General features: G+C 69.0%; 14 protein-coding genes. 13 read left to right on the top strand and 1 reads right to left on the bottom strand.

Annotated features, from left to right (window positions below):
• Positions 1-5: 5 nt before the first annotated feature.
• On the bottom strand, positions 6-1,730 hold the full coding sequence (locus tag C6A82_RS00395) for a putative PEP-binding protein (protein WP_199193593.1): 1,725 nt from the start codon (positions 1,728-1,730) through the stop codon (positions 6-8).
• A gap of 103 nt (positions 1,731-1,833) precedes the next feature.
• On the opposite strand from C6A82_RS00395, the gene C6A82_RS00390 reads away from it, so the two are divergent.
• From C6A82_RS00390 to C6A82_RS00330, 13 genes are all read left to right on the top strand, one after another.
• Entirely contained in the window at positions 1,834-2,601 is a 768-nt protein-coding gene (locus C6A82_RS00390) for a DeoR/GlpR family DNA-binding transcription regulator (protein WP_105341948.1), read from the top strand.
• Positions 2,598-3,578 (top strand): 1-phosphofructokinase family hexose kinase, encoded by a 981-nt coding sequence (locus C6A82_RS00385; RefSeq protein ID WP_105341950.1) that lies wholly within the window; start codon positions 2,598-2,600, stop codon positions 3,576-3,578. Before C6A82_RS00390 ends, C6A82_RS00385 begins: the two co-directional genes overlap by 4 nt.
• 23 nt (positions 3,579-3,601) lie before the next feature.
• A complete protein-coding gene (locus tag C6A82_RS00380; RefSeq protein ID WP_311101583.1) occupies positions 3,602-5,623 on the top strand; it encodes a fructose-specific PTS transporter subunit EIIC in 2,022 nt (673 codons plus the stop codon).
• Positions 5,624-5,657: 34 nt separating this feature from the next.
• The gene (locus C6A82_RS00375) at positions 5,658-5,915 is read left to right on the top strand and encodes an HPr family phosphocarrier protein (RefSeq protein ID WP_105341201.1); all 258 of its coding nucleotides are present in this window, start codon (positions 5,658-5,660) and stop codon (positions 5,913-5,915) included.
• A gap of 158 nt (positions 5,916-6,073) precedes the next feature.
• Entirely contained in the window at positions 6,074-6,223 is a 150-nt protein-coding gene (locus C6A82_RS00370; RefSeq protein WP_158261576.1) for a hypothetical protein, read from the top strand.
• Positions 6,220-7,020 carry a DUF4226 domain-containing protein gene (locus C6A82_RS00365; RefSeq protein WP_311101582.1) on the top strand — a complete coding sequence of 267 codons (801 nt, stop codon included), beginning with the start codon at positions 6,220-6,222 and terminating at the stop codon, positions 7,018-7,020. The genes C6A82_RS00370 and C6A82_RS00365 overlap by 4 nt, the downstream gene beginning before the upstream one ends.
• A gap of 8 nt (positions 7,021-7,028) precedes the next feature.
• On the top strand, positions 7,029-7,328 hold the full coding sequence (locus tag C6A82_RS00360) for a type VII secretion target (protein WP_233216727.1): 300 nt from the start codon (positions 7,029-7,031) through the stop codon (positions 7,326-7,328).
• Positions 7,321-7,596, top strand: a complete 276-nt coding sequence (locus C6A82_RS00355) for a DUF2694 family protein (protein WP_233216728.1) — start codon at positions 7,321-7,323, stop codon at positions 7,594-7,596. The genes C6A82_RS00360 and C6A82_RS00355 overlap by 8 nt, the downstream gene beginning before the upstream one ends.
• A 7-nt stretch (positions 7,597-7,603) precedes the next feature.
• Positions 7,604-9,271 carry a hypothetical protein gene (locus tag C6A82_RS00350; protein WP_105341830.1) on the top strand — a complete coding sequence of 556 codons (1,668 nt, stop codon included), beginning with the start codon at positions 7,604-7,606 and terminating at the stop codon, positions 9,269-9,271.
• Positions 9,268-9,567 (top strand): hypothetical protein, encoded by a 300-nt coding sequence (locus C6A82_RS00345; protein ID WP_105341832.1) that lies wholly within the window; start codon positions 9,268-9,270, stop codon positions 9,565-9,567. Before C6A82_RS00350 ends, C6A82_RS00345 begins: the two co-directional genes overlap by 4 nt.
• A 56-nt stretch (positions 9,568-9,623) precedes the next feature.
• Positions 9,624-10,811: a hypothetical protein gene (locus tag C6A82_RS00340; protein WP_233216729.1), complete on the top strand. Its 1,188-nt coding sequence runs from the start codon at positions 9,624-9,626 to the stop codon at positions 10,809-10,811.
• Complete coding sequence (gene eccCb, locus C6A82_RS00335; RefSeq protein ID WP_311101578.1) at positions 10,808-13,750, top strand: type VII secretion protein EccCb; 2,943 nt, start codon at positions 10,808-10,810, stop codon at positions 13,748-13,750. The genes C6A82_RS00340 and eccCb overlap by 4 nt, the downstream gene beginning before the upstream one ends.
• A 93-nt stretch (positions 13,751-13,843) precedes the next feature.
• Positions 13,844-14,152 (top strand): PE domain-containing protein, encoded by a 309-nt coding sequence (locus C6A82_RS00330; RefSeq protein ID WP_105342187.1) that lies wholly within the window; start codon positions 13,844-13,846, stop codon positions 14,150-14,152.
• Positions 14,153-14,156: the final 4 nt, after the last annotated feature.

The following is a 14,156-nucleotide window of genomic DNA, read 5'->3' as shown; positions in this document are numbered from 1 at the left end:
AATTCCTAGCCCAGCACTTCAAGCGCGGCGGCCCGTGCCTCGGCGGCGCTACCGGTCGCCAACACGGCGTCGCCCGCCTCACGGCACTGCTGAAGAGTCACCTGCGAGAGCTTGGCGCCGACGCCGTTCACCGCCGCCGCCGCAGCAGACAGCGACGACACCCCGAGCCCCGTGAGAACGCATGCCAACAGCGGGTCGGCGGCGGCCTCGCCGCACACGCCGACCGGCTTGCCGACGGCCGCACCCGCCCTGGCGGCCATCGCGACCAAAGCAAGCACCGCGGGCTGCCACGGGTCGGTGAGGGTCGCCAGCTCGGCCGACATCCGGTCGGCGGCCATCGTGTACTGCGCAAGGTCATTGGTCCCGATCGACAGGAAGTCGACGTGTTCCAGGATCCGGTCAGCGAGCAGAGCCGCAGCAGGCACCTCGATCATCACACCGGGGGCCAGGCCGCGGATGCGGACCTGAGCGGCAAAGCGGCTCGCCTCATCGACGGTCGCGATCATCGGCGCCATCACCCACGGAGCGTTGCCGGTGGCCTTGCCCGCCGCGGCGATGGCGTCCAGCTGACGCTCGAGAATCCCCGGGTTGCCGTCGGCGATCCGGATCCCCCGCACCCCGAGCGCCGGGTTGGCCTCATCGGGATGCCCGGCGAACTTCAACGGCTTGTCCGAGCCGGCGTCGAGCGTCCGCACGACGACCTTGTGGCCGGCGAAGGCATCGAGCACCTCCCCGTAGATCTGCGCCTGCTCGTCGACGCTGGGCTCGGTGTCGCGGTTGAGGAAGCACAGCTCGGTACGGAACAGTCCCACGCCTTCGGCGGGTGTCTCGCGGGCACTGCGGGCCGCTGCGCCGTCCTGCACGTTGGCGAGCACGGCGACGGCGTGGCCGTCCGACGTCGCGCCGGGGCCGCCCCATTGCGCCGCGAGTTCCGCCTCCTGCTTGGCCGACGCCACGGCCTCCGCCGCTGCCGCGGCATCCGGTGCGACGGTGACGGTGCCGCGCGTGCCGTCGACGAGCACCATCGCGCCCGCGCCGACCACATCGAGGCCGTCGACCGCGACCACGCACGGCAGGCCGAGTTGGCGGGCGATGATCGCGGTGTGGCTGGTCGGTCCGCCCAACGTGGTGGCCAGCGCCACGACGAGTGCGGGGTCAAGGCCCGCGGTGTCGGCGGGTGCGAGGTCGTCGGCCAGCAGCACCGACGGCACATCGGGTAGCGGCACGCCGGGCTCGGGCAGTCCGCTGAGTTCGGCGATGACCCGGTCGCGGATGTCACGCAGATCGGTGACGCGTTCGGCCATCAGGCCGCCGAGCTGTGTGAAGAGGTCCACGAACTGGTCGACGGCCGCAACCACGGCCCGCGGCGCAGGGGCGCCTGCGTTGATCAGCTTCTCTGCGGCGCCCAGCCAGGCGCGGTCCTGCGCCAGGGTGGCCGTCGCGGCCAGCACCTCCGACGCGGCGCCGGTCGCATGCGCGGCGCGGTCGCGCAGCCGGGCAGCCACCGCGTTGGCCGCCGCGGTGAAGCGCGCCGCCTCCGCAGGACGCTCTTCCTCTTCCACCTCGGGCGGCGCATCGACGTTGTCGAGCACCGGGAGGCGACCGGGCCTGATGACGGGGCCGTACTGGATACCCGCGACCACGGGAACGCCCTGCAGAACGGTGCCCGCTGGCGGCGTTTCCGATCCGGAGGAAGCGGCGAGTGACGTGGACGGCGATGGTGCGGTCATGTGAAGCAGGTTACAAACTAACCATTGACAAGTCAACATGTTCAGGAGTAAAACAACAGATATCAACATTCATATGGGCCTAAACCCACACAGACGGAGCGCCATGTATGCCGAAGAGCGTCAGCAAGCGATCGCCTCGCTGGTGATCAGCCAGGGCCGCGCCTCCGTGGCCGAGTTGGCTGAGACCTACGACGTCACCACCGAGACGGTCCGCCGCGACCTCGCCGTCCTCGATCGCGCCGGGCTGCTGCGGCGCGTACACGGCGGCGCCGTACCTGTGCGTGCGTTGAAGTTGGTCGAGTCCGGCGTCGGAGAGCGCGAGAACACCCGCGCCGAGCACAAGGACGCCATCGCCGCGGCAGCGGCCGAGTTCTTTCCGCGTAGCGGCGCCAGCGTGCTGCTCGACGCGGGCACCACCACAAGCCGGGTCGCCGCCGCGCTGCCGTCCGATCGCGAGCTGAACGTCGTGACGAACTCGGTACCCATCGCGGCCCGGCTGGCCGCAGTGCCGTCGGTGTCGCTGCAACTGCTGGGCGGCCGGGTGCGCGGCCTCACCCAGGCGGCCGTCGGCGAGCACGTACTGCGCGTGCTCGAGACATTGCGTGTCGACATCGCGTTCATCGGCACCAACGGCATCAGCGTCCGGCATGGACTGTCCACCCCCGACAGCGAGGAGGCCGCGGTTAAGCGCGCGATGATCGCCAGTGCGAACTTCGTTGTGGTGGTCGCGGATTCGTCGAAAGTCGGCCGGGAGGACTTCATCAGCTTCTCACCGCTGTCGAGCGTCGACGCGCTGGTCACCGACTCCGAGCTCAGCGGCGCCTACCGCGAGCAACTCACCGAGCAGGGCATCGAAGTCGTGATCGCATGATCGTCACCGTCACACCGAACCCGAGCCTGGACCGCACGGTCACCCTCGCGACGCCGCTCACCCGCGGCGCGGTGCACCGGGTCAGCTCGGTGACCACCGAGCCCGGCGGTAAGGGGGTCAACGTCGCGCGGGCGTTGTCCCTCGCGGGCGTCGACGCCGTGGCGCTGCTGCCCGCGTCGGGCACCGATCCGATGGTGGTCGCCCTGCGGGACATCGGCGTGCCGTTTCGCTGTGTGCCCATCACCGCGGCGGTGCGGACCAACATCGCCGTCACCGAGATGGACGGCACGACAACAAAGATCAATGAGCCCGGCGCCCCCATGGACGCCGCCGCCGTCGACGCACTCGCCCGTTCCGTCGTCGGCAGCGCCGAGCATGCCTCGTGGGTGGTGATGTCGGGATCGCTGCCGCCGGGTATGCCGGACACCTGGTTCGCCGAGATCGTCGCGCTGCTCGCGCCGTACCCGTGCATGGTCGCCGTCGACACCTCAGACCGCCCGCTGGCCGCTCTGGTCGACGGACTCGACCGCGCCGCCCCCGATCTGATCAAACCCAACGCCGAGGAGCTCGCCGGCGTCATCGGCTTCTCGCCGCAAGCGCTGGAAGCCGCAGTGACTGCGGGCGATCCAGAACCCGTCGTCCTCGCAGCGCAGCGGCTCGTCGACCGCGGCATCGGCGCGGTGCTCGCCACCCTCGGGGCTGCCGGCGCCGTCCTCGTCAACGACACGGGCAGCTGGCTCGCCACCCCGCCGCCCATCGAACCGCGCAGCACCGTCGGCGCAGGCGACTCCAGTCTGGCCGGCTACATTCGCGCCGACGTCGGGGGCGCCGAGCCGCCGCGACGGCTGCAGATGGCCGTCGCATACGGCAGCGCCGCCGCCGCCCTGCCGGGCTCCGCCCTGCCCACCCCGGCCGAGATCGACCTCGATGCCGTTGTCCTCTCGGCTGTTTCCCCCGCCGCCAACCCCGCCTGTTAGCAACAACAACCGAAGGTATCGCCATGACCAGCACCGCTTCCCGGCCCATCATCGACGCCGATCTGATACTGCTCGACGTCGATGCGGGCGCAGACAAGCAGGCCGTGATCGCACGCCTTGTCGGCAGGCTCGCCGATTCCGGGCGCACCACCGACGCAGAAGGACTCATCGCCGCGGCCATGGCCCGCGAGGGACAGTCGGCGACCGGATTGCCCGGGGGCATCGCGATACCGCACTGCCGCTCACCGCATGTCGAGACGGCATCGATCGGATTCGCCCGCCTGCGGCCGCCCGTCGACTTCGGCGCCCCCGACGGCCCCGCCGATCTGGCGTTCCTGATCGCGGCGCCTGAGGCGGGCGGCGCCGAGCACATGAAGCTGCTCTCCAGCCTGGCCCGCGCGCTGGTCCGCAAGGAGTTCGTGCAGTCGCTGCGGGACGCCTCCACCACCGACGAGGTGGTCGGCCTTGTCGGCGAGGTGCTCAACCCCGGCGAGAAGCCAAAGCCAGCCGCACCGGCCGAGGAGCCCGTCGCTGCCGAGCCGAGAACGCTCGTGGCGATCACCGCCTGCCCCACCGGAATCGCCCACACCTACATGGCCGCCGACTCGCTCGCCGCCGCGGCGAAAGCAGCCGGCGTGACGCTGCACGTCGAGACGCAGGGCTCGTCGGGCAGCACCCCCCTGGACCCGTCGACGATCGCCCGAGCCGACGCGGTCATCTTCGCCACAGATGTGGGAGTGAAGGACAAGGGCCGGTTCGCGGGGAAGCCGGTCGTCGCATCCGGCGTCAAGCGCGCGATCAACGAGCCGGCCAAGATGGTCGCCGAAGCGCTTGCCGCAGCGGGCAATCCGAACGCCGCCCGCGTCGAGGGCAGCGGTTACGGGACGCCCGCGAGCGCGGCGCAGGCCGGCGGCGTCGGCTGGGGCACCCGCACCCGGCAGATCCTGCTCACCGGCGTGAGCTACATGATCCCGTTCGTCGCGGCCGGTGGTCTGCTCATCGCGCTGGGCTTCCTGTTCGGCGGCTACGAGATCGCCAACAAGCCCGACGGCGGCACCCAGTCGTTCGCCAACATGTACGCGCTGGAGAACTCGCTGTGGAACCTGCCGCCCGGCGGCTTCGCGCAGTACCTCGGCGCGGTGTTGTTCAGCCTCGGCGGACTTGCCTTCAGCTTCCTGGTGCCCGCGCTCGCCGGCTACATCGCGTTCGCGATCGCCGACCGGCCCGGCATCGCGCCCGGATTCACAGCAGGTGCGGTGGCCGTATTCGTGGGCGCCGGGTTCATCGGCGGCATCGTCGGCGGCCTCATCGCAGGCTTCGCGGCGCTGTGGATCAGCAAATGGGCTGTCCCGCAGTGGTTCCGAGGGCTGATGCCGGTGGTCATCATCCCGCTGTGCGCGTCGCTCGTCGTCGGCCTCCTGATGTTCATGCTGCTCGGTCGCCCGCTCGCCGCGGCTACGACGGGCCTGACCAACTGGCTCAGCGGGATGTCCGGCACGTCGGCCGTCCTGCTCGGCGTCATCCTCGGCCTGATGATGTGCTTCGACCTCGGCGGCCCGGTCAACAAGGCGGCCTACGCATTCGCCACCGCAGGGCTGACCGCAGCCACCACGACGTCCTTCGAGATCATGGCCACGGTGATGGCCGCCGGTATGGTGCCACCGCTCGCGATGGCGCTGGCGACCTTTGTGCGGCCGCAACTGTTCAGCGAGCCCGAGCGGGAAAACGGCCGGGCCGCTGTACTTCTCGGCGCATGCTTCATCTCCGAGGGCGCCATCCCGTTCGCGGCCGCCGACCCGTTCCGCGTGATTCCGTCGATGATGTTCGGCGGTGCGATAACCGGCGCCCTCTGCATGGCGACGGGCGTGACCTCGCGGGCACCGCACGGCGGCATCTTCGTGTTCTTCGCGATCGGCCACATCATCTGGTTCATCATCGCGATCCTCGTCGGCACCGTGGCCGGTGCGCTTGCCGTCATGGCCGCCAAGCAGTTCGCGAAGCCGGCCGCCAGCGTCGACGAAACGCCCGCGCTCGCGACCGCTTGATCCGCAGAACCAACCCAACACACAAGGAGAAACCATGGCAGAAATGACCGTGACCGTCGGATCGGCGATCGGCCTGCACGCACGGCCCGCGGCGATCATCGCCGAGGCCGCCGTCAACGCGGCTGTGCCTGTATCGCTTTCGACGGACGGCGGTGAGCCCGTCGACGCCGGCTCGGCACTGATGATCATGACGCTCGGTGCGGCCAACGGCGCGCAGGTGACCGTGCACTGCGACGACGACGCGACGCTGAAGAAGATCGCCGAGCTCGTCGAGCAGGATCTCGACGCATAGCTCGTACGCCGAACGTGCGCTCACTGTGAAAAATCACCGCGATTCCCGCAGTGGGTTCACGTTCGGCGTTTTGCTGCAGGCCCGCCCCCAACCTCGAAATTGCCGCAGAAAGGCCTCCGTACTGCGGGTTAGGCTGGCGTCCGAGGAAAGGGGCGGACGTGGACGGATGGCTGCTCGGGCAGGTCAGCACCGTGCTGACGGCACTCTCACATGCCCAAGAGCTGTATGACGGCGTCGGCCGACCGACGCTGCCGACCGAGTTCGCGCCTTGCCCGGACCTCATGGACAACCTCGGCGGACTGCTGTGACGCAACCGGCCGTCGAGTCTCAGTCCGGCAGGGCCGCCGACGCGGTCCGGACACTCCAGAACGAGCTCAGTAAGAGTTACTCCGACATGCGCTCGGCGGAAGTTCAACTGACCGAGGCGATCCTGAGCGCACATGCGGTGACGGTTTCCGGCCGCGCGCGGCTGCAGGACATCCAGCGGCAGTTGATCGAGGCCATCAACAATCCGGTCGCGGCGCTCGATACGCCCGCGGGCGAGCGTCAGTTCCTGATGTTTCTTCGCAGCAAGATCGCCGAGATCCAAGGCATCGTCGACGCTGGCGCACTCACCGACGAGGACCACGCCAAGCTGACCCGCGCACTCGGCAGCGGCTACCTGCTAGCGGGCTCGCAGCGTGGTGAGCCCATGGCGCCCGCGACAGCGCAGGCAGGTGCGCCGATGGCCGACGAGGCTGCGGGCATGGTGCCCGCGATCGGCTCCGCCCTCGGTTCCTTGCCTCAGGCGGCGCAGGGCGCGGCCGCCGCTCCTGCCCAGGGGGCGGGCGGGCTGGCCGGTGCGGCATCGCCGCTGGCCGGGTTAGTTTCGGGTCTTCTCGAGCGTGGAGGCCACGCCGACATCGCCGAGGACTCGGCCGAAAAGACCGAGGACAGCGACGAGCGCGCGCCGGACGAAGAAGACTACGAAGCCGGCGAAGACGACGAAGCCGGCGAAGACGTGGAAGACGACGCGCGAGACCGTCCTGCCGACCCGCACCCGCCCAGCGATCGCGAGCCGCCGACGAGCGGTCCCGCGCAGACCCGGCCCGCCCGCCTTCTGTAGGAGCACACATGACTACCATCCGCATCACCCCGTCGTTGTTGAATCAGGTTGCGCTGCAGCATGACAACGTCGCCGACGAGATCGCGGTGGCCCGCAACGCATCCGAGGAGATCCTCGCGTTGGTGGCCACGCACGGACCGATCATGCATCAGTTCAAGGCGGCCGCCAACGACGTCGTACGGCGCCGTGAATCGGCGTTCGCCGACCACGAGGCCGCGCACCGCGCCGCAGCCGACAACCTGCGCTCCATCGCAAAACGGTTCGCCGACCAAGAAGAGATCAACGCGGCGGCGGTCCGCCTTGACTGAGGAGTCCTTCACCGCCGCGACGCCGGACAACGCCATCTTCGTCCGGGTCGCACTCGCAGGCCACACCCTCGGCGTGCAGATCGAGCCCGCCGCCATGAAGCGACCGGCCATCGATATCGCACGCAGCATCATGGCGTGTAACGATGTCGCCTATCTGAGGGGGCAGCTGGTGATCCGTGCCGAGTTGGAGGGGAGGTCGATCCCGGTGGACGATATGCCCACTGAACAGGACCTCGCCGACGCCGAGCGGAAGCTGGCGGAGCTGTAGGCCGCTGATGATCAAGGTCGACGTACCAGGGCTCATGGCCGCCGCGCAGAAGCTGCTCGGCTTGGCGACTTCGGCGCAGGGTCTGCTTGCCGAGACGGCGCCGCTGGCGGCCGATCCCACATCGGGCGGCGCGGCGCTCCGCCTCGATACCGCCTCGATGGCGTTGTGGGGGGCGGCGTGCGCGCAGGCGGCAAGCCTGCACACGGCGGCGACCCAGCTGATGATGGTCGCGGCCAAGTTCGGCACCCTTGAGGAGATCAACACCTACGGGCTGACGATGTTGGAAGGCGCGTCGAAGGCCACCGACGACGTCGCCCTCGCCACGCTGCCGCCCGTGCCCCCGCTTCCGCCCGACGCGCGGGTGCCCATTTCGCCGGGGCCACCGCTCACCGGTGAGGGGTTCGCCAAGCTGGTGCACAAGGGGTCGGCGGCCAACGGGGCCGGGTTCAGCAACACGTCCACGAACAACGGAGTCGCCATCGACACCGCCGCCATGACCGTGCGGGAGGTCGCCGCAGCGGTGCCCGAGCTGTGGGAGAGCCCGACCGGCACGGCCGCACTTGCGGGCAGGCTCAACGAGTACGTCACCACCCTCAACGCGATCGCCGACCGGTCGTTCGCGCTCGGGGACCAGTCGCGCAGGCATGCCGACGACTACAGCGCTACGGTCTTGGCGACGCCAAAGCCGGAGGAGTTCGAGCAGGCCCGCAGCCAGTTCAACCAGGCCACCGATCCGATCGCGAAATCGCAGGCGGCCTTGGCGCTCGGCAGGCTCGAATCGCTTGCGACAGCGGAAGCGTCGCGGTATGCCGGGGTGACCGACGCCACCACCGGCGTCGGTACTTCGCAGGCGCCCGGCGTACCGGGACCACCCGGAGTTCCCGTAGCGGCGGGCGCCGGATCAGCCGCTCCAGCCCAGGCCGCAAGCGCGGTCGGTGGCCAGGCCCAGCAAGTGGCCAAGTCAGGCGCGACGGAAGCAGCCGAGACCGGACAGGGGGCCGATCAGCTCGCCCAGATGCTTCCGCAGGCGCTTCAGTCGATCGGCGGGATGGCCGGTGGGTTGGCCGGGATGGCAGGCCAGGTGCCGCAGCAGCTGATGCAAGCGGGTCAGGGTCTGGCCCAGACCGCGCAACAGGGGCTCGGCGGGCTCCTGGGAAAGAACGCGACCGATGCCGAGCTGGCGAAGAAGGCAGGCGACTTCAAGGCGGGCGAGCTGTCCAAGGAAGGACTCGGCGGCGGCGGAACAGGCGGCGGTGGTGGCGGTGGCGTCGGCGACACCCATCCCGCCGGTTCGCTCGGCCCACCCGTCACCCCGTCGACGTCCCACACGCCGCCGAGCATGCCTGCGGGTGCGGCGCCGCCTCCGACCACGCCCACCGCATCGGGCGGTTCCGCGATGGGCGGGATGCCCATGGGCATGCCGATGGGCGGGATGATGCCGCACGGCCAGGGTGGTGGCGACGGTGCGGACAAGGTCCCGGCGGACAAGAAGGTCGTCACGCCGCCCCAGGCGCACACCGAGCCGGTGACCGGGAGGGTGCCCGACCGCACCGTGGCAGCCGCGGAAGCGTCGCGAAACCGCGCCGACTCCAAGACGGATTCCGACGACGATCCGCCTCGCGGACCGATCATGCGCCGAATTACCCTGGCGCCGTTGAACGATGAGCGGTCGTGACCGGGTTCGAGGACCTCGACGACGCCGCCAAGGTCAAATTCAGCCAGGCGGAGTTGGCGGCTACTTATGACGAGCTGACGTCCATCCTGGCCCGGCTCGCCGCCCTGCGCACCGATGCGATCGACCCCGACGGGGACATCCAGATACAGCTCGGACCCGACGGCAGGCTGCTCAGCCTGGCCATCGGCGAATCGGTCCCCGGCAGGCTCACCCACCTCGCGCTCGAAGAGAAGCTCAACGATTTGCTTGCCAGAGCCAATGTGGTTGCTCAAGAGTCGTGGAAGGCAAGCCGCTGATCAGCGCACAAAAGTTGCCGACCTGCTCGGCGCAGGATCTCGGTTAGGGTTACGAAGTGACCACCCGCCCCTTCGTGCCGCCACCGCGGGTTCCTCCTCCCGAGGCCGGTGGAGGCAAGATCGCGGTAGAGCCACCGATCGCGGCGCCGGTCCCGCCACCGCGCAGTATCTGGGGCATCGTGCTGCCGATCGGCCTCATCGTCGGCGTCCTCGGCTTCATCATCGCGATGTACGTCTCGGGCCAGCGATCGCTTGCTACCGGGTTTGCTATCTTCCCGCTGATCATGCTGATGAGCATGGGCGGAATGCTCTTCCGTGGACGCGGTGCCGCCCAGAAGATGCCGTGGAGCCAGCTCGAGCAGTACCGGCGCGAATATTTCGCCCGCCTCGACGAGGTCCGCGACGAGGTGCAGGAGGCCGCGCGCAAGCAGTGGGAGCACCGCAAGCACAGCCATCGGGCGCCTTCGGAATTGGTGAGTGTCGCGGGGTCGCCCCGGATGTGGGAACGCCGCCCGGGCGACCCTGAGTTCGGTGTGGTGCGGCTGGGCACCGGGCGCGTCGAGCTGGCGATGACCGTCGACAAGCCCCAGATCGCGGCGGCGTCCAAGATCGAGCCTGCGACTGGCCATGCCCTTCGTAAGTTCCTCCTCGAGCAACGGCACGTCCGCGGTATGGCGCGGGTGCTGTGGCTGGAGCGCAGCCCCGGCATCTCCCTGGTCGGTGACATGGACGGCGTGCGCGGCGTCGCCAGGTCGATGATCTGCCAACTCGCGGCATTTCACAGCCCGGCCGATCTGCAGATCATGGTCGTCACGTCGGCACCGGAGAGCTGGGACTGGCTGAAGTGGCTTCCGCACTGCCAGCACCGCGAGGCGCGCGACGGCTGCGGCGAGCGCAGGCTGGTGTTCACCTCACCCATAGACCTCGAGGCCTTCGCCGGCGACGAGCTGCTCGACCGCAAGGAGTGGACGCCGCCGGCCAGCGGCCTGCACGGCGGACCGGATCCCTCGGCGCCGCCGCTGTGGGTGATCATCGACGACAACTGCGGCGCTGCCGAAGACTGGGCGGGGGCCACCGGCAAGCGCGGCGTTGGCCGGGTGTGCTTCATCCGGTTGGCGCCCGAAGTGGGCCTCGAAGCCGTCGGGCCTGCGACATCTCACCGGGGCGTCGGCTTCGACCCCGACACTACCTACCGACTTTCGGGCGGCGTGCTGCGCAAGCGAGTGGGGTTGGGTTACCGGTGACATCGCTGCCCGAAGAACTCGACGACGCCTTCTACGCCGTCGCCGACTCCATGAGCATCGCCGAGGCGGAGCGGTTCGCGCGCAGCATGGCTCCGTGGCGGCCCGCCGGCGCGGCCACGGCCACTGCGGCCTCCGACGGCCCAGGTCGAGACCTGTTGGAAGTGCTCGGGATTCGCGACGCACGCAAGCTGGACGTCGACCGCCTGTGGTCGGCCCGCCGCACGCAGAACCGGCTGTGGATGCGCTTCCCCATCGGGCTCGACCCGACCGGCGAAGTGGTCGAACTGGACCTCAAGGAAACCTCCCAATACGGGATGGGCATGCACTCGGTGTTGATCGGATTCTCGGGCTCCGGTAAGTCGGAGACGATCATCACCGAGGTCACCTCGTTGGCGCTGACGCACTCGCCCGAGACGGTCAACGTCGCATTTCTCGACTGGAAGATGAAGTCGGCAGGCATTGTGCTGGAACGGTTTCCGCATGTCGTGGCCAGCGTCAGCAACCTCGGCGACGAGATGCACCTCGTCGAGCGCATGCTCGAGGCGCTCGAAGGTGAGCTCGACCGGCGCGGCGCGCTCTGCGCGGCCACGAACTGCAAAGACCTCAACGTCTACAACGAGAAGCGCATGGTCGACCCGTCACTGGAGCCCGTGCCCGGTCTCGTGGTGATCATCGACGAATACCAGGAGCTGTTCCGAAGCGAGCTCGGGGCCGAATTCGTCGACCTGTGCTGGCGCATCGTGCGGCAGGGCCGCTCGATGCACGTCTTCCTCCAACTGGCCGGCCAGACCGTCGACGCGCACCGGTTGATGAAGATCCGCAGCCTGATCGGCTTCTTCATGGCGCTGCGCACCGGCACCGAAGAGGACTCCCGCGAAGCCATCGGCTCGTCGATCGCCGCCCATCTGCCCGAAAAGGGCAAGGAGGGCACGGGCTATCTGCGCGAGGGCATGCGGCCACCGCGCGAGTTCCGGGCGTTCTACACGTCGCCACCGTTTGTGCCGCCGCCCGAGGACGGCGGCCCGGCCCAGGTCGCCGCCGCGGGCACGTGGTTCACCCCGCGGACGTTCACCGCCACCGAGGTCCCCGACGTCGAGGGTCTGCTGGCACCGCCTGAGACGAACGGTCACGAACCCGCTCCCGTTCAGGAGCAGGCGCCGGTGGCGTTGGCCCCCGGGGAGCTGCCGCCGACCGTCGTCGACACGATCGTGAACTCGCTGCAGGCAACGGGCGCCAGGCCGCCGCGCAAGCTGTGGCTTCCGCCGCTGGAGACACCGGCGACCGCCGATCAGCTGGTCCGGCTGATGCGGGGCAAGCCATGGGATGTCGATTACGGCCGCAATCCGGGCCTGACGTTCCCGGTCGGCATCGAGGACCGCCCGCGCCAGCACCGCCAGGACGTGCACACAATGGATCTGCTCGGCGCCAACGCCCTGGTGATCGGCGGGCCGCAGTCCGGTGTCACGACCACACTCGCGACGACGATGACCACGGCGGCACTGATGTACCGGCCTGAGCGGGTGCAGTTCTACTGCGTGGCCGCAGGAGGCCCGAGCCTGTCGGCCGTCGCAGGGCTGCCGCACGTGGCGGGTCTCGCTCCCGCCGTCGACCGTGAAGGCGTCGGCCGCATCATCTCGTCGGTGCAGGGCATCGTCGCCGAGCGGGAGGCGGTGTTCGCCAAGACCGGGCTGGACATGGACGAGGTCCGGCGGCGCAAGTTCAGCGACAAGCCGGAGCCGGTCCCGGTCGCGGGCGGCGACGTCGTGCTCGTCATCGACGGCTGGGCAACGTTCGCCACCGAGTTTCCCCAGTACGTCGATCACATCGTCGCGTTGGGGCGCAGCCTGGGCTACGGCGTGCACATCGTCATCTCGCACACCAGTTATCTGCAGGGTTTCAAGCAGGCACTCAAGCCGCTGGCCACCGAGCGCATCGAGCTGCGGCTGACCGACCCGGGCGATTCCGAGATGAATCGCCAGCTCGCCAAGAAGGTCCCGAAAGGAATGCCGGGCCGGGGGTTGACCAAGCCCGGTATGCATCTTTTGATAGGTGTGCCTGAACTCGGTGAACGACCCGACGGGGTCCGGGTGGCGACGCGCGACATCGGCACGCTGATCGCGCAGGTCTCGGGCGTTCAGAAAGCCGCAACCGTGAGCAGGCTGCCCGAAGCGGTGCCCTTCGAAGAGGTTCAGCGACTGGCCCAGCCGATCACACGGCGCAGTCTTGTGCCGTTCGGCCTTTCGGAGACCGATCTCGGGCCCGCCTATGTCGATATCGCCGACCATCCGCATGCGGTCGCGGTCGGTGCACCGCGGTCGGGACGGTCCAACTTCCTGCGGGTCATGTGCCGGTCGATCATCTCTCTCTACCGGCCGGAAGAGGCCCAGATACTGGTGCTCGACCCCCGCCGGACACTGCTCGGCGTGGTTCAGGGGCCACACCTTCTGGACTATGCCTACACGCAGACGGCGATCCGCGAAGCGATCCGCGATCTCGTTGCTGAACTCGAGAGTCGCCAGCCTCCCCCCGGAACGACGCAGGAGGAGATGATGACGAAGAAGTTCTACTCCGGACCCGAGATCTTCGTCGTGATCGACGATGCCGGGGTGTGGTCGTCGATGGACAACCCGCTGATGAATCTGGGCCCGCACGTCGAGGGGGCCCGAGACACCGGACTCCATATCTTTGCCGCCACCGCGGTGGCGAACTGGAACCAGGTCGCAATCGGCAGCTCCGTGCTCGGCAAACTCCGCGCGTCGCTTGCACCCATTCTTGTGATGGACGGTCGAAGGGACGCCGGAAAGATCGTTGCCGACATCTACGCCGAGCCGCAGCGCCCCGGCAAAGCGATCTATTTCACCCGAACAGGTACTACGGGTGCTCTCATCGGGTGGAGCACTCCCCCGACTCCACCGACTTCGGCGGGTCCGCAAACATAGGCGTACAGTGATCCCGGATTTGAAATTGGCGTCCGGCAGTAGTCCAAAACGGCCTTAGACTCCATACAGCAGCTACGTCAGTCGGGAGAGAACATGCTAGTGAACGTCGATCCGGCAATCTTGGCAGCCGCGGCCACCTCGGAGAGCGGCGGCGCCGCAACCCTGGCGGGTGCCGCGGCCGCAGCAGCAGGACCCACCTCCGCTGTCATCCCCCCTGGCGCAGACGACGTGTCGGTACGCGCGGCCGCGGCGCTGGTCGCCCGCAGCGCGGCTACGACCGGCATTCTCGCCGAGTACGTCGCCATGCGGGAAATGTTCGCTGGCGCGATCGGCTCCAGCGGCGCCACCTACACCGCGGTCGAGGCCATCAACACCGCTGCGGCCACCATCGGAGGGGCCTAGCCGT

The sequence above is a fragment of the Mycobacterium sp. ITM-2016-00318 genome, assembly GCF_002968285.2.
GTDB lineage: Bacteria > Actinomycetota > Actinomycetes > Mycobacteriales > Mycobacteriaceae > Mycobacterium.
This window is presented reverse-complemented; position numbering and strand designations above follow the sequence as displayed.